The sequence below is a fragment of the Bacillus sp. SRL337 genome, assembly GCF_984799155.1.
Window position 1 is genome coordinate 1,503,166 of the sequence record NZ_OZ481793.1, and the last position, 20,338, is coordinate 1,523,503.

Annotated in this window: 19 protein-coding genes; 13 read left to right on the forward strand and 6 right to left on the reverse strand. The window is 41.1% G+C overall.

Annotated elements, in window-relative coordinates; genetic code table 11:
• The first annotated feature begins 175 nt into the window (after positions 1-175).
• A complete protein-coding gene (locus AC4E8A_RS07345; protein ID WP_490197697.1) occupies positions 176-946 on the forward strand; it encodes a Cof-type HAD-IIB family hydrolase in 771 nt (256 codons plus the stop codon).
• A gap of 56 nt (positions 947-1,002) precedes the next feature.
• Here AC4E8A_RS07345 and def read toward each other — a convergent pair whose 3' ends face one another.
• A complete protein-coding gene (gene def, locus AC4E8A_RS07350) occupies positions 1,003-1,557 on the reverse strand; it encodes a peptide deformylase (RefSeq protein WP_490197698.1) in 555 nt (184 codons plus the stop codon).
• 271 nt (positions 1,558-1,828) lie between these two features.
• Here def and AC4E8A_RS07355 point away from each other — a divergent pair, with 271 nt between their 5' ends.
• The 5 genes from AC4E8A_RS07355 to lpdA all read left to right on the forward strand — a co-directional run bounded on the left by AC4E8A_RS07355 (position 1,829) and on the right by lpdA (position 7,949).
• Positions 1,829-2,488 carry a YkyA family protein gene (locus AC4E8A_RS07355; RefSeq protein WP_490197699.1) on the forward strand — a complete coding sequence of 220 codons (660 nt, stop codon included), beginning with the start codon at positions 1,829-1,831 and terminating at the stop codon, positions 2,486-2,488.
• 490 nt (positions 2,489-2,978) lie between these two features.
• On the forward strand, positions 2,979-4,094 hold the full coding sequence (gene pdhA / locus AC4E8A_RS07360; protein ID WP_490197700.1) for a pyruvate dehydrogenase (acetyl-transferring) E1 component subunit alpha: 1,116 nt from the start codon (positions 2,979-2,981) through the stop codon (positions 4,092-4,094).
• A gap of 3 nt (positions 4,095-4,097) precedes the next feature.
• Complete coding sequence (locus AC4E8A_RS07365) at positions 4,098-5,075, forward strand: alpha-ketoacid dehydrogenase subunit beta (protein ID WP_490197701.1); 978 nt, start codon at positions 4,098-4,100, stop codon at positions 5,073-5,075.
• A 95-nt stretch (positions 5,076-5,170) separates the two neighbouring features.
• The gene (locus tag AC4E8A_RS07370; protein WP_490197702.1) at positions 5,171-6,535 is read left to right on the forward strand and encodes a dihydrolipoamide acetyltransferase family protein; all 1,365 of its coding nucleotides are present in this window, start codon (positions 5,171-5,173) and stop codon (positions 6,533-6,535) included.
• A gap of 4 nt (positions 6,536-6,539) precedes the next feature.
• Positions 6,540-7,949, forward strand: coding sequence for a dihydrolipoyl dehydrogenase (lpdA, locus tag AC4E8A_RS07375; RefSeq protein ID WP_490197704.1), 1,410 nt, complete (start codon positions 6,540-6,542; stop codon positions 7,947-7,949).
• A gap of 56 nt (positions 7,950-8,005) precedes the next feature.
• Here lpdA and AC4E8A_RS07380 read toward each other — a convergent pair whose 3' ends face one another.
• The gene (locus AC4E8A_RS07380) at positions 8,006-8,386 is read right to left on the reverse strand and encodes a hypothetical protein (RefSeq protein ID WP_490197705.1); all 381 of its coding nucleotides are present in this window, start codon (positions 8,384-8,386) and stop codon (positions 8,006-8,008) included.
• Positions 8,387-8,936: 550 nt separating this feature from the next.
• Between AC4E8A_RS07380 and AC4E8A_RS07385 the strand changes: the two genes are divergently transcribed.
• Complete coding sequence (locus tag AC4E8A_RS07385) at positions 8,937-9,845, forward strand: polysaccharide deacetylase family protein (RefSeq protein WP_490197707.1); 909 nt, start codon at positions 8,937-8,939, stop codon at positions 9,843-9,845.
• A gap of 309 nt (positions 9,846-10,154) precedes the next feature.
• Positions 10,155-10,274 (forward strand): GapA-binding peptide SR1P, encoded by a 120-nt coding sequence (locus AC4E8A_RS07390; protein WP_490197709.1) that lies wholly within the window; start codon positions 10,155-10,157, stop codon positions 10,272-10,274.
• Between the two features lie 164 nt (positions 10,275-10,438).
• Here AC4E8A_RS07390 and AC4E8A_RS07395 read toward each other — a convergent pair whose 3' ends face one another.
• The gene (locus AC4E8A_RS07395; protein ID WP_490195673.1) at positions 10,439-11,887 is read right to left on the reverse strand and encodes an IS1182 family transposase; all 1,449 of its coding nucleotides are present in this window, start codon (positions 11,885-11,887) and stop codon (positions 10,439-10,441) included.
• Positions 11,888-12,459: 572 nt separating this feature from the next.
• Positions 12,460-13,932: an aminotransferase class I/II-fold pyridoxal phosphate-dependent enzyme gene (locus AC4E8A_RS07400; protein WP_490197710.1), complete on the reverse strand. Its 1,473-nt coding sequence runs from the start codon at positions 13,930-13,932 to the stop codon at positions 12,460-12,462.
• A 244-nt stretch (positions 13,933-14,176) separates the two neighbouring features.
• Between AC4E8A_RS07400 and AC4E8A_RS07405 the strand changes: the two genes are divergently transcribed.
• Complete coding sequence (locus AC4E8A_RS07405) at positions 14,177-15,136, forward strand: NAD(P)H-dependent flavin oxidoreductase (protein WP_490197711.1); 960 nt, start codon at positions 14,177-14,179, stop codon at positions 15,134-15,136.
• Between the two features lie 149 nt (positions 15,137-15,285).
• A complete protein-coding gene (locus AC4E8A_RS07410; protein ID WP_490197712.1) occupies positions 15,286-15,552 on the forward strand; it encodes a UPF0223 family protein in 267 nt (88 codons plus the stop codon).
• Positions 15,553-15,822: 270 nt separating this feature from the next.
• On the opposite strand, the gene AC4E8A_RS07415 is transcribed toward AC4E8A_RS07410, so the two are convergent.
• Positions 15,823-16,443 (reverse strand): YktB family protein, encoded by a 621-nt coding sequence (locus AC4E8A_RS07415; RefSeq protein WP_490197714.1) that lies wholly within the window; start codon positions 16,441-16,443, stop codon positions 15,823-15,825.
• A 178-nt stretch (positions 16,444-16,621) separates the two neighbouring features.
• Here AC4E8A_RS07415 and AC4E8A_RS07420 point away from each other — a divergent pair, with 178 nt between their 5' ends.
• Together AC4E8A_RS07420 and AC4E8A_RS07425 are read left to right on the forward strand one after the other, a co-directional pair.
• Positions 16,622-16,816, forward strand: coding sequence for a hypothetical protein (locus AC4E8A_RS07420; RefSeq protein WP_490197716.1), 195 nt, complete (start codon positions 16,622-16,624; stop codon positions 16,814-16,816).
• 249 nt (positions 16,817-17,065) lie between these two features.
• A complete protein-coding gene (locus AC4E8A_RS07425) occupies positions 17,066-17,872 on the forward strand; it encodes an inositol monophosphatase family protein (RefSeq protein ID WP_490197717.1) in 807 nt (268 codons plus the stop codon).
• A gap of 68 nt (positions 17,873-17,940) precedes the next feature.
• Here AC4E8A_RS07425 and AC4E8A_RS07430 read toward each other — a convergent pair whose 3' ends face one another.
• Positions 17,941-18,126, reverse strand: a complete 186-nt coding sequence (locus AC4E8A_RS07430; protein WP_490197719.1) for a YlaF family protein — start codon at positions 18,124-18,126, stop codon at positions 17,941-17,943.
• A 361-nt stretch (positions 18,127-18,487) separates the two neighbouring features.
• Here AC4E8A_RS07430 and typA point away from each other — a divergent pair, with 361 nt between their 5' ends.
• Complete coding sequence (gene typA / locus AC4E8A_RS07435; RefSeq protein WP_490197720.1) at positions 18,488-20,332, forward strand: translational GTPase TypA; 1,845 nt, start codon at positions 18,488-18,490, stop codon at positions 20,330-20,332.
• The last annotated feature ends 6 nt before the right edge of the window (positions 20,333-20,338 follow it).

Here is a 20,338-nt window from a genome sequence, read left to right on the forward strand (position 1 = left end):
CAGAATCCGTGCTCCGTGTTAAGAATTAATAGGTCACGATAAAGTGAAAAAACAATTGCCTATGAAATGTAAAGCAAACGTGCCTCGATTGACTTTTAAAAAGGAGAGGGGTAAGTTAATGGGGGAAATGAGGACTAATCAGTCTATACATAATTGTTGAAAGGAGTCAGTGAAAATGTCCAAAATTGTTTTTTTTGATATAGATGGAACATTGCTTGATCATGAGAAAAAACTGCCCGATGCAACCAGGAAGGCGATAAGCCTGCTTCAGGAGAATGGAACATATGTAGCGATCGCGACAGGGCGTGCCCCTTTCATGTATGAAGGCTTGCGGGAGGAGCTTGGTATTGAATCCTTCATTTCATTTAACGGACAGTATGTCGTTTTTGAAAATGAAGTAATATATAAGAATCCCCTGGACAGGGACGAATTGGTCAACCTTTTAAAAGTGGCCAATGAGAATAAACACCCAGTCGTGCACCTGAATGAAAAAACGATGAAAGCCAACATCCAGCATCACCCGTTTATAGAAGAAAGCATGGGAAGCCTGAAGTTTCCTCACCCTGATTTTCAGCCGGGATTCTACAGCGATAAGGAAATCTACCAATCCCTGCTGTTCTGCCGCGACAGGGATGAAGCCATTTACAGGGAGAAATTTTCTAAGTTCAACTTCATCAGATGGCATCAATATTCGATGGATATCCTTCCAAGCGGGGGGTCAAAAGCAGAGGGAATTAAAAAAATGATTGAAAAACTTGGGTTTGATATCAGAGATGTCTATGCATTTGGAGATGGCTTAAATGATATTGAAATGATAGATAGTGTGGGTACGGGGGTAGCGATGGGAAATGCAGTCCAGGAAGTGAAGGAGCATGCAAATCTTGTTACGAAACCAGTGGACGAAGATGGAATTTACCACGGACTTAAGGAACTCTCATTAATATGACGTTTAAAAAAGCACAAAAAAAGGAAACTCCTAAAAGGGGCTTCCTTTTTTTGATTTCATCTTTCAATTGGTGTCGCATCAGCAATCGGCTGAAGAGGGTTCTCCTGATCGATATGGTCGTAAAACATGACGCCGTTCAGGTGGTCGATTTCATGCTGAAAAACGATTGCCGGCATGCCTTTTAAGCGGAATTTGACTGGATTGCCGTCAATGTCCATAGCTTTGATGGTGACTCTGGCATAACGCGGGACATAGCCTGGAACCGGGCGGTCTACTGATAAACAGCCTTCCCCGCTGGTCAGATATGCTTTTTCAACAGAATGGCTGATGATTTTCGGGTTGAATAATGCATAGCTGTAGAGATCACCTTTATTATCGGTCACGTGGACAGCAAGCATCCTTTTCAATACATTGATTTGCGGGGCTGCCAGTCCAATGCCTGATCTTAACCCGTATGCCTGTGCGGTTTCAGGGTCCTGGCTGTTCTTTACATATTCAAGCAGGCTGTTAAGTGTTTCCCGGTCTTCAGCAGAAGGCGGCATGGCGACCTCTTCTGCGGCTTTCCGTAAAGAAGGATGTCCCTCGCGTATAATATCATTCATAGTAATCATGCATATTCCTCCCAATATATCCGTCATTTTAATGATTTTAGTCTAACAGACCACTTATGAAAAGTTAACTGTTTTTAATAGGGGAATTCCTTGACATACTTTTGTGGTTTTATCATAGTAATTAACTAGGGACATGCTGTTCAGAGGCTGCTATTAAAAAGAGGAACCTTATTAAATCTATCAATCAAACATTCAACGGTATATTTTCATTGTCAAAAAATGAAAGTGCCGATATAGTAGTAAATGTCATTATAATAAGGGGGATTTAAAAGTGTATAAACTTCGAGGAGTTTTGGCTGCTGCAGGTGTTACATTTCTGTTGACAGGATGTATGGGAGGAAGCACACCTCAAGAGATGGTATACGACACTTTGGAAGATACAGTCAAAAAAGAAGAGAAATTAAAAGAGACTCAAGAACCTTTAACAAAGCTTGAACAGGAAGAGCAAAAACTCTTTGACCAGGCAATTGGTTTAAGTATGAAGGAAATCGATGAAGTCAGAAAACTGGCAGATCAGGCCCTTGAGAATATCTCTGAAAGGGAAGCCCTCATCAAAGAAGAGGCTGCGGCGATGGAAGACGCGGAAGAGGCTTTCAAGGATGCAGAAACCTCTATTGAGGATATCGAGGATGAAAAGCTGAAAAAAGAAGCGGAAGAACTGTCAGTGTTGATGAACAAAAGGTTCAAAGCTCATGCTTCCATGGCGGAGTCCTATATGAAATCCTTGACCAGTGATAAGGAACTTTATGAAATGCTGAAAAAGGAAGATCTCACAATGGAAGAGCTTCAGGGGCAAATCGAAAAAATCAATGATAATTACAAGTCCACCATGGAATATAATCAAACCTACAATCAATTGACAGAAGATGTTAATTCATCTAAAGTATCTTTTTATGAAAAGGCAGAAATTGAAGTGAATACCGAAGCTTAAAAATTAAACCCGATTCAGCGGTTATCCGTTGTCTCGGGTTTTTTATTTTCTGATCAGGCAAAATCTGAATCTAAAGATGAAGGGTTTAGGTTTAATGTATAACAGATAGTGAAAAAATATACTGTTTTATAATACAGTTAAAGTGATTTGATTGATACAGTTATTAGATTTTTATGAGGAGGGCTAAAAGTCCATGTGTTATTGGTTGTTGTAGGTATAAGTTTTTCTCGTTGACTTCTATAAAAGCAGTGTGTAAACTAGAAAACGTGAATTACATATTGTATTAGTTTTTTCTATGGAATGACTAGTACAGTTAAATTTTTAAAAAGTGCTTTTCAAAGAGTTTTCTTGCACCTGAGTTGTGGAAACATATGTTTAAGGAAGTGTATTTGCCAAAATTGCGGTTGTCAGAAGTGATTCTGGATACCATAAACACTGTGTGAAAAAAACTCTAAAAATAAGTGGAAAAAGAAAGGAAGAGGTGACTTCGATGGCTTCTAAATCTAAGAAGGCACAATTTGATGCGAAAAAAGCGCTTGAAAATATTGAAGCGCAGTTCGAAATGGTTCAAGTTTTAAACGAAGAAGGCGAAGTGGTGAATCAGGATGCAATGCCTGATCTAAGCGATGAGCAGCTGCAAGAGCTTATGCGCCGCATGGTATACACACGAATTCTTGATCAAAGATCAATCTCCCTTAACCGTCAGGGAAGACTGGGTTTCTATGCTCCTACAGCAGGTCAGGAAGCTTCTCAGATTGCTTCACATTATGCATTGGAGAAAGATGACTGGATTCTTCCCGGTTACCGTGATGTACCCCAAATTGTATGGCATGGTCTTCCGTTGTACCAGGCTTTCTTATTCTCCCGCGGGCATTTTAAAGGAAATCAACCTCCTGAAGGAGTTAATGTATTATCACCTCAAATCATCATTGGTGCTCAATACATCCAAACTGCCGGTGTTGCACTAGGCCTTAAAAAGCGCGGCAAGCAGTCAGTAGCGGTTACTTACACTGGCGACGGCGGATCTTCTCAAGGGGACTTCTATGAAGGTATCAACTTTGCCGGCGCATTCAGTGCACCTGCAATCTTCGTAGTGCAGAATAACCAATTCGCGATTTCCACTCCTCGTGACAAACAGACAGCTGGACGCACGATTGCCCAAAAAGCTGTTGCAGCAGGAATTCCTGGAGTGCTTGTAGATGGAATGGATGCGTTAGCCGTTTATGCGGTGACACGTGAAGCGCGCGACCGTGCTGTGAATGGCGAGGGGCCGACATTGATCGAGACGCACTGCTACCGTTACGGTCCACATACAATGGCAGGCGATGACCCGACTCGTTACCGTTCCTCTGAAATGGATACAGAGTGGGAAAGAAAAGATCCTTTGGTACGTTTCCGCAAGTTCCTTGAAGGTAAAGGCCTGTGGAGTGAAGATAAGGAGAACGAAGTAATTGAACAAGCGAAGGAAGATATTAAGGACGCAATCAAGAAAGCAGATGGAACTCCTAAACAGAAGGTAACGGATTTCATCAACATCATGTATGAAAATCTTCCTCAGAACTTAGAAGAACAGTTAGAAATTTACACAGAGAAGGAGTCGAAATAAGCCATGGCGCAAATGACAATGATTCAAGCTATCACTGATGCTATGCGCACTGAACTGCGTAATGATGAAAATGTGCTTGTTTTCGGTGAAGACGTAGGATTGAACGGCGGTGTGTTCCGTGCAACAGAAGGTCTTCAAAAAGAATTTGGAGAAGACCGCGTATTCGATACACCGCTGGCGGAATCCGGAATTGGCGGATTGACAATCGGTCTTGCACTGGAAGGTTACCGTCCTGTACCGGAAATCCAATTCTTCGGTTTCGTTTATGAAGTAATGGACTCAGTCAGCGGCCAGCTCGCACGTTTGCGTTATCGTTCAGGCGGCACTTATAATGCACCTGTAACAATCCGTTCACCATTTGGAGGGGGGGTACATACTCCTGAGCTTCACGCAGACAGCCTCGAAGGACTTGTCGCGCAACAACCTGGTCTTAAAGTTATAATTCCTTCAACTCCATATGATGCAAAAGGTCTTTTGATTTCTGCCATCAGAGATAATGACCCTGTCATCTTCCTGGAGCACATGAAGCTGTACCGTTCATTCCGTGAAGAGGTTCCTGAAGAGGAATACACAATTGAAATCGGTAAAGCCGATGTTAAGCGTGAAGGTACTGATCTATCCATCATCACTTATGGTGCAATGGTTCATGAATCACTGAAAGCTGCAGAGGAACTTGAAAAAGAAGGCTATTCTGTAGAAGTCGTCGACTTAAGAACAGTCAGCCCTCTGGATGTAGAGACAATCATTGCTTCAGTTGAAAAAACAAACAGAGCGATTGTAGTTCAGGAAGCTCAAAAACAAGCTGGTATCGCTGCAAATGTTGTAGCGGAAATCAACGACCGTGCTATCTTAAGCCTGGAAGCGCCAGTATTGCGCGTGGCTGCACCAGATACGGTTTTCCCATTCTCTCAAGCAGAGCCGGTATGGCTTCCAAATTTCAAGGATGTTATTGAAACAGCTAAGAAAGTACTTAACTTCTAAGAATAACAGGCTGAATAAGAAGAAGGGGGATTCCCCCTTCTCTTTTCCAATCCTGTATAAACCAATAAGGAAAACAATAACAGGAGGTAGAACCTATGTCATTCGAATTCAGGTTACCGGATATCGGTGAAGGTATTCATGAAGGTGAAATTGTAAAGTGGTTCATCAAACCCGGAGATAAAGTTGAAGAAGACGATGTGTTGTGTGAAGTCCAAAATGATAAAGCAGTGGTGGAAATTCCATCACCGGTTGCCGGAACAGTTGAGGAACTTCTAGTAGAAGAAGGAACGGTTGCAGTAGTTGGAGACATACTTATCAAGTTTGACGCACCCGGCTATGAAGATCTTCAGTTCAAAGGTGAACATGGTGATGAGAAGAAGGAAGAGCCTAAAGCCAACGAAGTAACAGAAGGACAAGTTCAGGGAGTAGCCGAACAGGGTCAGGCTGTATCTAAGGAACCTTCCCAAGAGAACACGGATGATCAAACAACTAGTGCCGGCGAGCAAGGTGAAGAAGTTGATCCTGACCGCCGCATCATTGCCATGCCTTCTGTACGTAAATTTGCGAGAGAAAAAGGCGTTGATATCCGCAAGGTCTCCGGTTCCGGTAAAAATGGCCGCATCACAAAAGAAGATGTTGAATCATTCCTATCAGGTGGAGCTAAATCTTCTGCTGCGGACCAGCAGGAAACAGCACCGGCTGCTAAAGAAGAAGCAGCACCAAAAGCGGCAGCTGCCCAGAAGATTCCAGAAGGTGAATTACCTGAAACTCGCGAGCCAATGAGCGGAATCCGAAAGGCAATTGCAAAAGCGATGGTTAACTCCAAACATACTGCACCACACGTTACACTTATGGACGAAGTGGATGTTACAAAGCTTTGGGCACACCGCAAAAAATTCAAAGAAGTGGCTGCAGAAAAAGGAATCAAGCTTACATTCCTTCCTTATGTGGTAAAGGCATTGACAAGTGCGCTTAGAGAATACCCTGCACTTAACACTTCTCTTGATGACAGCACGAGCGAGATCGTTCACAAGCATTATTACAATATCGGAATTGCAGCTGATACTGACAAAGGACTTCTTGTCCCTGTCGTCAAAAATGCTGATCGAAAATCCATGTTCTCAATTTCTGATGAGATTAATGAACTTGCTGGTAAAGCACGTGACGGCAAGCTGTCTGGTGATGAAATGAAAGGTGCTTCCTGCACAATCACCAATATCGGTTCAGCGGGTGGACAATGGTTCACACCTGTCATCAATCACCCAGAGGTAGCCATTCTTGGTGTTGGGCGTATTGCAGAAAAACCTGTGGTTAAAAATGGTGAAATTGTAGCCGCACCTGTGTTAGCATTATCATTGAGCTTCGATCACCGTATGATCGACGGAGCTACTGCTCAACACGCACTTAACCATATTAAGCGTTTGTTGAACGATCCAGAACTTTTATTAATGGAGGCGTAATGCGATGGTAGTAGGAGATTTCCCAATTGAAACAGATACTATAGTAGTCGGTTCAGGTCCAGGAGGATATGTTGCAGCGATCCGTGCAGCACAACTGGGTCAAAAAGTAACAATCATTGAAAAAGAGAATCTTGGCGGCGTATGCCTGAATGTTGGATGTATTCCATCAAAAGCTTTGATTACTGCCGGACATCGTTTTCATAATGCACAGCATTCTGATGATATGGGTATTGTTGCAGAAAACGTTAAAGTAAATTTCGATAAAGTCCAGGAATGGAAAGCTGGAGTGGTTAAAAAGCTTACCGGCGGTGTTGAAGGACTTCTAAAAGGGAATAAAGCTGAAATCGTACGCGGTGAAGCTTACCTTGTAGATGAAAATACTCTACGTGTAATGGATGAAAATTCAGCACAAACGTATAAGTTCAAGAATCTGATCCTAGCAACCGGTTCCCGTCCAATTGAGATTCCAAGCTTTAAATTCTCAAAACGAGTACTTGATTCTACTGGAGCTTTAAATCTTTCTGACATCCCAGAGAGCATGGTTGTAATCGGTGGAGGATACATCGGTACAGAACTTGGTTCAGCTTATGCCAATCTAGGGTCGAAAGTAACAATCCTTGAAGGTGCTGACGATATCCTTAGCGGTTTCGAAAAGCAAATGACGCAGATTGTCAAAAAAGGCCTTAAGAGTAAAGGTGTTGACATTGTTACTAAAGCAATGGCAAAAGGTGTTGACGAGACTGACAGCGGCGTAACAGTTAAGTATGAAGCAAATGGTGAAGAAAAAACTGTAGATGCAGAATACGTCCTTGTGACTGTTGGACGCCGTCCGAACACTGATGAAATTGGTCTTGAAGAAGCGGGAATCGAAATGACTGACCGCGGACTTGTCAAGATTGACAAGCAGTGCCGTACAAACATCTCAAATATCTATGCGATTGGTGACATCGTTGATGGACCACCGCTTGCTCATAAAGCATCTTATGAAGGTAAGATTGCAGCAGAAGCTATTTCCGGCGAGCCGGCTGAAATCGATTATATGGGTATCCCTGCAGTATGTTTTACAGACCCTGAACTAGCTACTGTTGGTTACACTGAAGCACAAGCTAAAGAAGAAGGTCTTGCCATCACTGCAGCTAAATTCCCATTTGCAGCTAACGGCCGTGCACTTGCATTGAATGCAACTGATGGATTCCTGAAGCTTATCACTCGCAAAGAGGACGGCTTAATCATCGGTGCACAAATTGTCGGTGCTGGTGCATCTGACATGATTGCTGAACTTGGCTTGGCAATTGAATCCGGAATGACTGCAGAAGATGTAGCAATGACAATTCACGCGCATCCAACACTTGGAGAAATCTCCATGGAAGCTGCGGAAGTTGCCATGGGCAGCCCGATTCATATCATTAAATAACCAAAACAAAAACCTCTTGGTCTCCCAAGAGGTTTTTGTTGTATCCAAGAATTTTTTCAGTTCCATTTATCCAGAGCATTGCTTACCGGTTTTAAGATATCTTCCTTATTTGCCTTGCCGATTACTTTACATACCACTTTGTTATCTTTTATTACCAGCAGAGCTGGATAAGTTCCGTTCAAAGAGGCAAAAGCGGGATCATAATCCTGATTTTTGGGGATAATCTTATAATTATCAAAGTGAGCAGGGTAACGATCTTTCAACTCAATTAACGCTTCATAATAGGAATCCTCTTCCTGAATATCATCCTCATCAGAATAAAACAAAATACCTTTTTCAATATTGAGTCCGGCTGCAGTGCGATCACTTTGCAGGCTGCAGGATGAGAGGAAGATAATATTTCCTAGCAAAAGAATGATCAGAAAAGAATACTTCATCTAATAGCCTCTTTTCAATATTGTATTAAAAAAATATTCAATTGGACGCCTATATAAGTATAATTCATCAGAAAAATGTAAAAAAATTACTAGTGATTTAATTGAACTTATTCTAACATACGCAATATCCATAATGTTGAAATTCATCAAATTGTTACACAATTGAAACGTCCTCTAGAAGATTGAAGTTTTAAATTGGGTACCAACGAGAATATAATGGTATAAATCCTTAAACCAGGGTGAGATGATGAAAAATTATATTGCTTTTCTAGTTCAGCTTATAGTGTGGAGTGCGTTTTCAATCGCTCAATGGCTGTCCAGTAAGGACCATATAGAGTATAAATGGATAATGTTCATTATTTTTTTTTATTTTGGCTTTATCCTGGCAAAAAAAATTCTCCAATCTCCAAAACGGACATTTATCGTTACGCTTATAAGCCTCAGTACATTTTTTTCTTTAAAGGTTTTCTTTGAACAAGTCCTTATATCCATATAATCCAAATATTAGTGTTATAATTGAATTGAGATTTTTAACAGAAAGGGGTAAAGCATGAAAAAGTTTATTTTCTGCAGTTTACTGTTCCTGTTGGTATCAGGGTGTTCTGATAATCAGTCATCAGGATCAGCTGGAAATACTGCAGACCAGGAAGATGACAGGAGCGGGGTTTCTGCAGCAGAGAGGCAGACTGAAGACAAAGAATCAGAGAGTGTCAATGAAGCTGCTGATGTTAATGAAAACGAAACTTCTAAAAACGGAAGTGAAGAAGGTAACCAGGAAGAGGAGACCAAAGAGCCTCTTTATTCTATAAATGAAAACGATTGGTCTGTTCAACCTGTTTCAGAGGGAGAGGGAAATGAAAAGGTAGTATTGCTCACGATTGATGACGCGCCAGACGAGCATGCTGTTGAAATGGCTGCAACATTAAAGGACCTTAATGCAAAAGCAATCTTCTTTGTGAATGGACATTTTCTTGATACAGAAGAGGAGCGGCAAAAACTTAAGGAAATTCATGATATGGGCTTTGCTATTGGAAACCACACTTTTAACCATCAAAAGCTTGATGAGGTCAGTGAGGATAAACAAAGAGAAGAAATTGTCCGTCTGAATGAACTCATCACGGAAATTATAGGAGAAAAACCAAAGTATTTCCGAGCCCCTCATGGAGTCAATACAGATTTTGTTAAGAACCTTGTAAAAGAGGAAGGCATGACGTTAATGAACTGGACATATGGTTATGATTATTTTAAACCATACATGGATTCAGAGAAGCTGAAAACGGCGATGATCACTGGTGAGGGTCCGGAAGTCGACGTACCGTATTCACTTTTGAAACCAGGGGCCAATTTATTGATGCATGACAGGGACTGGACCAATGAAGCACTGGCGGATATTGTAAAAGGACTCAGGGAAAAAGGATATGAAATTTTGGATCCGGCGTTAATTAAAACACCTCAATAACTCTTTAAGCTGCCAAACGGTAACCGTTGGCAGCTTTTAATTTGAATTCCTCTTTTCATACTTAAACGAAATAAATAAATGGGGCTATCATAAAATCAGAATTCATAAAATACCTTATCATAAGACTGGTTCATTCATTCAGGTAAGAGGGAGCTTTGAATGGGAACTTATACAAGTTTAGTCACAATTAAATTAATTATGTCATACAATTTAGGCTTGATATTTTAATTGTGTTATATTATTATATACTTAAAGAAAGTTAAAGCGCTTTCAAAAATCAAAAACTGAAAATATGAGAGGAGTTTTAAGATGGGTACAATTGTTTGTCAATCATGCTTAAATACTATTGATCACTTTGAAGATGAAAAGGTATCGGTTTTATTCTCCACCAGCTGTGAGTGTAATAAAGAAAATGATTTGGATGATTAAGAGTTTCATATAACAAAAGCCCCCTCAGATTGTGGAGGGCACTGAAAATCTGCCGATTTCTAAACTATAACTAAAATTAATAAAGAAAAAGCCACCCCTTCTTCCTATAAAAGGAAGAAGGGGTGGCTTTTTCTTGGATATAAACATATATGCTGCCTTTATTATCACATTAGTTTTAGGATCCTTTTAATATTTACCGCAAATATAGCCATGGCACCTTGTAATTCCATGCCAATTAGACCCGAGGATTCTGCTACATCATACCCGTGTCTGTGTTTTAGTTCACTATTTTTCGCTTCAATTTTATATCGTTCTTTTGCCTTTTCCTTAAAATACTCGCTTTCCTGGAATTTTGCTTGGGAGGAGTGCTGATCGGACTTTATAGTAACGGAATACGTCTTACTTTTGGCTCCTTCCTTGTAGCACCCTTCTCTCAGTGGGCATCTCTTACATTTATCCACGTCATAATAATAGGTGTCTGCCTGGTTTTTGCCTACTCCTTTTTTACCTTGCCTAGCTTTCCTTATAGCCATATGTCCTGCCTTGCAGACATACATACCCGCATCCTTATTGAATTCGAATTCGTCCTCTTTTTTTCGAGCACCCTGAGTGATTAGAGGGTTCAATTTTGAAACCAGTTTGATTTCATTTCCTTCACAATATTCAATATTATCTTTCTCGGAATAGGCCGCATCCCCAATAACCGTCTCCACTTCTATGCCCGCGTTTTTACTTTTCTCTATGAGTGTCTGCAGTTCTTTCCCGTCACTCTTTTCTCCAGTGGTAATGGTTGCGGCTGTAATAATACGTTCTTCACTCATCGCAAGATGAGTTTTATAGCCAAAAAAGGAGGAATCTGCTGTTTTGTGTCCCACTTTGGCATCCTGATCATTCATGCACTGGAGCTGCTCAATATCATCGGCAACCGTTTCTTTCAGGAGATTAAGCTGTTCCTTCACTTTGGGATATTCTAAAAGGATTTCTTCCTTTTCTATCACCTTAATGAGCTTTTGTGAGTAGGTTATCTCATCTTCCAGAACATCATTGGTTGGCTTCACAGGGAACTTGTCCTTCATACTTTCGTTAATCTTATAAATCGATTTTCTAAGATTCTTGGAGCGCTCCATAAGAATTTCCTTTGGCTTCATTTGATTATAGCGGGCTTTGGTATGGGTGGCATCAACAATAATGGACTTACTTTTTATAATTTCTTTCTCTATGGCAATCTCAACCGTCTTGTTGACAAGCATGTCTAATAAGTTCATGTCCTTTAACCTAAGTTTACGAAACTTAGTCAGAGAACTTGAATCAATGACGGGCTCTTCTGGAGCCATATTCAAAAAATACTTGAAAGACATATCATATTTAGACCGCTCAACAATATCGACATCTGATACATCGTGAATGGTTTTCAAAAACAAATATTTGAACATGCGAATAGGATCAATCGCATTTCGCCCATTATCATGACAATATTTATTCTTTAATTCATCAAAAATAAAGGAGAAATCGATTAAATCGTTTATTTTCCTTAACATATTGTCCTGAGGAACGACGATATCATAAAGGTCCATATACTTACTGAACATCATTGTTTGTTGTTGTTGAATCACTGGAAACCACCCACTTAATATTGTTAGTTCTATTATAAAGTAAGGATTTATTAGCGGGTAGTGTTCTTTTTTCTCAATGTTGATTGGAGTGGAAGGTGCACGACCTCCTGCGGGACTAGCGGGACAGGTGAGACCCCGCAGGCGAAGCCGAGGAGGCTCAACGCCCGCCCCGCGGAGTCGTGCACCTGGAACAGAAATCAACATTTTTTCGTAAAATCTGAAGTAAAAAAGGCAGAATCGCTCTTTGAGGTGAGCGATTCTGCCTTTTAGAACTTTATTGGACTTTTTCAGTGCCCTCAGATTGTGGAGGGGCTTTTTTCATAGGATGTTTACACATAGATTGTTGCTTTTGGAAAGAATCCAAGGGCGGAACTTTCCCCTTGGGCATTAGAATTTCTGGCTCACATGGAGAGCTTTTCTTTCTTGAATACAAGTTTTTTCAGGTGATTGATGGAAACACTCTTTGATACACGTATGAAATAACAATTCACGAAGAGAGCCTTTTGATAGCAGATCCCTATAACAAAAAAAGGGCACACTTTTCTCGAGTGCGCCCCTTCTTGATGCTGAACTTATCTGATTGCTTTATGTTCTTTGATGACGCGAAGATGGGTGAGGTCAAAATCTTCAGGTCCCTGAACCGGCAATCCGGCCTCCATATTCTTCTGAATATAGGTTATATTCTCAGCAGTGATAATTTCTCCAGGTATAAAAATTGGAATGCCTGGCGGATACACCATTATAAACTCTGCAATGATCCTTCCGACAGTTTGTTCAATAGGAATCACTTCTGTATCTGCATAGAAAGCATCTCTTGGTGTCATCGACAAGACTGGGATATCTGGAAGAAGAACATCTACTGTCTCTGTCAACCCTTCTTGATGTGAGAACTGATAGGACATCGCTGTTAAGGCATCCACTAACTTTTCACCTTCAGTCGATGTATCTCCAGGTGTTATAATGCAGAGGATATTATATAGGTCAGACATTTCAACCTCAATATTATTTACTTCCCTTAACCACTTCTCTGCGTCGAATCCGCTTATTCCTAATTTTTTTACAGAAATAATCAATTTAGTCGGGTCATAATCAAATGTTGCTTTGGTCCCCAGTATCTCTCTTCCTACACAATACAGCCCTTCGATACGGTTGACTTTTTCTCTTATGTCTTCCGACAGCTGTATGGTTTTTTCTATCAGATCTCTTCCTTCTGTCGCCAGCCTTTTTCTGGCCACATCAAGTGATGCAAGTAACAGATATGAGGTCGAGGTTGTGGTAAGCATGCTTAGGATCGTTTGTACCCGTTTGGGGGATACAAGTCCCGTTTTTATATTCAGAACTGAACTCTGGGTCATTGAACCGCCGAGTTTGTGTACACTTGTGGCAGCCATGTCAGCTCCTGCCTGCATGGCTGATATTGGAAGATCTTCATGGAAATGAATATGCACTCCGTGAGCTTCGTCGACAAGCACAGGAACATCATAAGAGTGTGCAATTTCAACAATCTTCTTTAAATCGGCAGATATACCAAAATAGGTTGGATTAATTACCAGCACACCCTTTGCATCGGGGTGCTGTTCCAGTGCTTTTGCCACTGAATCGGTTGTGATTCCGTGCGAAATCCCCAGATCTTCATCCACTTCAGGGTGAATGAAGATAGGCGTTGCCCCAGAAAATACAATCGCACTCATGACTGATTTGTGAACGTTCCTCGGTACAATGATTTTTTCCCCGGGTCCGCACACAGACATGACCATCGTCATGATGGCGCCGCTCGTACCTTGAACAGAGAAAAAGGTATAATCTGCCCCAAATGCTTCTGCTGCAAGGTCCTGGGCTTCTTTAATCATCCCTTTAGGCTGGTGAAGGTCATCCAGCGGTCCTATATTAATTAAATCAATTGAGAAGGCGTTGTCCCCGATGAAGTTTCTAAATTCCGGATCCATGCCATTTCCTTTCTTATGGCCGGGGATATGGAACTGTACGGGATTTTTTTTGCTGTGCTCTACTAAGCCTGTAAATAAAGGAGTTTTGTATTGTGACAATTCATTCGACACCTCTTTAAAGTCTGTTATATCTAAGCCTTTCCCTTAATTGGAAGGAATTAGTCATTACGATTTTTTAGGAAGAGTACTGGTGAAAAACCATGCTCGTTCTTATCGATAAAGAATTATAGCATTTCCGTTTTTTTTTGCATAGTGTTAGACGCCCATCCTTATTACAATTTGTCGAATAAGACAGGAGATTCCAGAAGAGAACGCGAATAAATTCGTGGAAAGGGTGATGAACATGAACTGGAACACTAGAGTTACAGACCTGCTGGACATTCAATATCCAATAATACAGGGCGGGCTGGCCTACCTTGCCTATGCAGAACTGGCAGCAGCTGTAAGCAATGCTGGCGGCCTAGGACAGATTACTGCGATGTCCCTTGATACACCTAAAGATCTCAAAGAAGAGATTGAAAAAGTCCGCAAACTTACCGATCGTCCCTTTGGAGTTAATTTTGCTATTGGTCAGCATGGGCGCCCATTTAAGGAATTCCTGCGAATAGCAATTGAAGAGGAGGTACCTGTGGTTTCCATGACAGGGGGGAACCCTGTACAGATGTTTGAAATGCTGAAAGGGACTTCAATTAAGAAATTGGTGCTTGTTGCAGCCAAAAGGCAGGCAGTGAAAGCAGAGGAACTGGGTGCTGATGCTGTTATGGTAGTGGGGGCAGAGGGCGGCGGCCACCTGGGGAAAGATGATATTGGGACATTTGTATTGATTCCGCAGGTAGTGGACGCTGTGATTATTCCTGTCATAGCTTCAGGAGGAATCGGAGACGGCAGAGGGCTTTCTGCAGCATTATGCCTTGGTGCGGAAGGGATTGAAATGGGGACAAGGTTTATCGCAACTGAAGAGTGTGTCCATGCTTCTGCAACTTACAAGCAGGCATTGATTAGCGGAACAGAAAGTGATACAGTGGTCATCAAAAGGTCACTTGGGGCTCCGGCGAGAGCCATATCCAACAGTTGGACTGAGCAAATCCTCAGTTTGGAAAACCAGAGTGCTGGATACGAAGGGTTAAAGCCATTCATAAGCGGTGAAGCTAATAAAAAATTCATCTATGAAGGAAGATCAGACTCGGGATTCGGATGGGCAGGACAGGTAATGGGATTGATCAATGATATCCCTTCTGTGAAAGTTCTGATTGACCGTATAATAAAACAAGCCGAAACTACAGGTGTAAAGTGGAGTGAATAGTTCTTTTTGTACGAACATTACCTGATTGTCCCCGCGCTGCCCCATTTTGATTGGCAGAAGGCTAAACATCCGACCCGCGCATTCACGCACTATCCAACAACAATCAAAGTTAGTTTTTGAAAACAGGAATAGAAAGCAAGGTGAAGTTAATGGAGTACCAATATCCCTTTTCTTTGGACTGGTCTACGGATGAAGTCATCGATGTAGTTGCATTTTTTCAGAGTATTGAAAGAGCTTATGAAAAAGGGATCGACCGCGAAGAACTCATGTCTGCTTATAGGCGTTTTAAGGAAATCGTGCCCGGCAAGGCGGATGAGAAAAGAATTTGTAATGAATTCGAGGAATCAAGCGGATATTCGTCATATCGTGCTGTAAAGAAATTAAAAGAATCCGAAACAAGGAACATTAAAATGTAAGGCTCTTTTCGTAAACTTTGTTGCTATCTGATACTAATTCCGAAAGATAGTGGAGTAATGAACCGGAAAAACCCCCTGTTTAGCAAAAGAGAAAAGAGCTTCTCTCTTCGTTCAGAGCGAAAAATTTAGTATGCAGGGAAAAAATCCGGCTTTTGTGATTTTTTCGGAAGCAAAAATATATGCGAAAACAGCCAAATGTAAAGAAACACAGAAGAGGAGGGACCTGATTTATCAGGGTCCCTCCTCTTTTTTTTACACACCGCAGTATGTTTATGGGAGTTTGTATAGGGGTATTAATTTTACAAATGCATCACTGATTATTTCAATTGTTTCAACCCCTGAAAGTTGTATGGCCTGCTCTCTCGGAATCTGGATACCACAAAGTATCTCAGCTTTTTTGACGGTTTGTAATCGATTGACTAAAGAAAGTAAGTCTTCCTTTTTCATTTCAGAGAAAGCCTGGACTTCCGACTTGGTATGATCGCCTGACCAGACAAAGTTCTTCGGGATAATGTTAAGGATATGATCGATGTTCTTTTCTAATTTTCTTCCATACTCTTCCTTATCAGGAGCTTCATAAATCATGGCGAACCATACAAATACGTGGGTTTTCCAAAGGCCGATTTGAAAATGCGGATGCTTCTTATAGCCTCGTTTATTATTGGCGAAAGCAACCCATGTGTCATCAGGGGGATTGACAGACCGCCTTGCATGTTTTGCTACATGGGGGAACATTTCCTCACCCGTGTTTACGCTAAGAGTGGGGGCGAAATGACCGCCAAGTGCTTCCAGTTTGGGTCTGACAGTTTCTATCAAAGCTTCCATCCGATCGTCAAGACCATCGATGGTAAAAACATTAAAATCATTTTCCGTAAAACCATTAAATTTCATTTTGTTCCTCCTTACGCTTATGGGCACTATTTTACCATAAGCAAGAGCGGAAGAAAAAAGGTTGAATCGGAATAGGTGTAAGCACATTTTAGTTACCTGTTTCTAATCCAGTACATAGAATGTACTAGATAAATTCAGAAAATTTAGAATAAAATTATCCGGAAGGGGTGTACTGTCCATGAAACAAGTAATGAGTTCAACTCGAAAGAAAAATGTCCAGCAGCAGCGTACGGCGGTGCTGAAACTGGAGATGGATTATGAACTGGCCGTACTGTTTGAAGCCATGGAAGACAAAAACACTGCAATCCAGGTAAAATCCAAAGAAAAACTGATGGAAATCAGGGAAGAACTAATCAAATTAAAAGCATTATAATGTCTAAAAAAAAATAGGCTTTATGCGGACTCTGAAAACAATTGAAGAGTTCGTATTTTTGTGGAAAGATGCACTTAACTTGAAGGGGACATCAATATAATTTAAGCTATATGAAAGTCAGTACATCTTAAGGCTTTAGTTGTAAATACTACATAAGCACGCTTTCCTTGGGTCAGGTAAGCGAAACCCGGGAGGTCTTAATTTATAGGGTGAAGGATAATTGCATTTAAACCAGAATGGAGGATTATAATGGCTAATTGGCAGCAAGTAGATACATATGTTAAACACTGGATCAAAGAAGCAGGTGAAAGAATCAGGCAGTCGTTTAAAACGCAGTTGAATATACAAACAAAATCAAACCGCAATGACCTTGTTACCAATGTTGATCAGGAAACGGAACAATTTTTCATCGAAAGAATCAGGAATACTTATCCTGACCATCATATTCTAGGTGAAGAGGGATTTGGCGATGAGTTGAAAGATATGAACGGAACCGTCTGGATTATCGATCCCATTGATGGCACAATGAACTTTGTCCATCAGCAGAGGAACTTTGCCATCTCCATTGGGATATATCATGAGGGTGAAGGCGTTCTTGGGTATATTTATGATGTTGTTCATGATGAATTGTATCATGCCCATAAAGGCCATGGGGCATATATGGAGGACATGCAATTGCAACCGCTCCAAGAAGTAGATATCAGGGATTCCATCATTGGTGTAAATGCTCTTTGGGTAACAGAAAATAACCGGATAGACAGAGAAGTCCTCGGGCCTTTGGTAAGGGATGTCAGGGGGACAAGATCCTATGGATCTGCTGCAATCGAAATGGCCTATGTAGCATCCGGGAGAATTGATGGTTATATGACAATGAGACTTGCACCTTGGGATTTCGCGGCTGGAAAAATCATTATTGAAGAAGTGGGTGGAGTGGTGACCAGCCTTGACGGCAAGGAGTTGAACATGCTCGAAAAAAGCTCGGTCTTTTCCTGTAAGCCTGGCCTTCATGAAAACATTCAGAACACCTATTTAAAGGGAGTCCGTTTTAAATCGTAATGAAAAAGAAAGAGCTGATCTGAAATATGGTCAGCTCTTTTCCTGGGAAAGCTGAATTAGGCTGGATCTTAAAGCTTTCCTTCTTCTCTATACTTCTTTTTGGTTTTGAATCCATACCCCATTACAAACACCCAGGCGGCAACGGCCAATACAGCTATCAATATACTTTTTTCACTGATAGCAATTCCTATTCCCATTATACAAACTGCAGCGAGAACGGCATACAGTACGAAAATCCATTTTATATTTTTCACGGTCCATATCTCCTTTGATAAATGGTTAGGGAAATCTCACTTAAAATCTTATCAATGAAAGAGCAGGATAACAAGCATTATTCTGAGCCGAGGATTGGGTGGTAATTTATTGTAATATAGACCCTTCTGTTTTTACGCAACACCGTAAAGATGCACGTCAGGGACACTGCATATTTTTTTATTTCGGTTACAGCAGTAGAATTTACAAGAATAAGTTTCTGCTTTTTTGAATGCTGTGATATAATGTCTTAGTTGCAAGAAAAAAGGCCCCTTATGGCTTGTTTTTTTGAAGGAGCGCATGAAGACAGTTCATAATGTCTGTTATCATAAATAAGAATGACTACAATCAGGAGTGAGTACATTGAATAAAAGAAATGATTTAAGAAATATAGCGATTATTGCCCACGTCGACCACGGTAAAACAACCTTAGTCGATGAACTATTAAAACAATCTGGTATTTTCCGTACGAATGAACATGTAGAAGAACGTGCAATGGATTCTAACGACCTTGAAAGAGAAAGAGGTATCACGATCCTTGCTAAAAATACTGCCATTCAATATAAAGATACAAGAATCAACATTCTGGATACACCAGGACATGCAGACTTCGGTGGTGAAGTGGAGCGTATCATGAAAATGGTTGACGGTGTTCTGCTTGTTGTCGATGCGTATGAAGGCTGTATGCCTCAGACACGATTCGTGTTAAAGAAAGCCCTTGAGCAAAACTTAACACCAATCGTTGTCGTGAATAAAATTGACAAAGATTCTGCCCGCCCTGAAGAGGTAATTGATGAGGTTCTTGAACTTTTCATCGAGCTGGATGCGAATGAAGATCAGCTTGAGTTCCCTGTAGTTTATGCTTCAGCAATCAATGGTACTGCCAGCGTAGACCCGGATCCGGCTAACCAGGATGAAAACATGCAATGCCTTTATGAATCTATTATCGAACACATCCCAGCTCCAATTGACAATCGTGAAGAACCGCTTCAGTTCCAGGTAGCACTGCTGGATTATAACGATTATGTAGGCCGTATCGGAATTGGACGTGTATTCAGAGGGACAATGAAAGTTGGCCAGCAAGTTGCATTGATGAAAATTGATGGAAGTGTGAAAAACTTCCGTGTAACGAAAATTTTCGGTTTCATGGGCTTGAAGCGGGTTGAAATCCAAGAAGCGCATGCAGGGGATTTAATTGCGGTATCAGGTATGGAAGATATCAATGTTGGTGAAACAGTGTGTCCAATCGATCACCAGGATCAACTTCCTGTACTTCGAATCGATGAGCCGACACTGCAAATGACTTTTCTTGTAAACAACAGCCCATTTGCTGGCCGTGAAGGTAAGTATGTTACTTCAAGAAAGATTGAAGAAAGATTGCTTGCACAGCTGCAAACAGATGTGAGTTTGCGTGTGGAAAACACTGACTCTCCTGATGCTTGGACGGTTTCTGGCCGTGGTGAGCTCCACCTTTCTATCTTGATCGAGAATATGCGCCGTGAAGGATTTGAACTCCAAGTTTCAAAACCGGAAGTTATCGTGCGTGAAATTGACGGAGTGAAATGTGAGCCTGTAGAACGGGTCCAAATCGATGTACCTGAAGAATATACAGGAAGCATCATTGAATCAATGGGAACTCGAAAAGGTGAAATGCTCGATATGATCAACAATGGCAGCGGCCAAGTCAGACTGATTTTCATGGTGCCTGCTCGTGGTTTAATCGGCTACTCAACAGAGTTCATGACTTTGACTCGTGGTTATGGAATCATCAATCATACGTTCGACAGCTATCAGCCTATGCAAAAAGGTCAAGTCGGAGGCCGCAGGCAGGGTGTTATCGTTTCAATGGAAACAGGTAAATCTTCTCAGTATGGAATCATGGGTGTAGAAGACCGCGGAACCATTTTTGTTGAACCTGGTACGGAAATCTATGCCGGTATGATTGTTGGAGAACATACCCGTGAGAATGATATTACGGTGAACATTACTAAAACGAAACAAGCGACCAACGTACGCTCTGCCAATAAAGACCAAACGGTCACGATTAAGAAAGCACGTATCATGACCCTTGAAGAATCGTTGGAATATTTGAATGATGATGAGTACTGTGAAGTTACTCCTGATTCCATTCGACTTCGTAAAAAGATTCTAGATAAGAATGAACGTGAAAGAGTTACCAAAAAGAAAAAAGTAGCTGAAACGAATTAATAATAA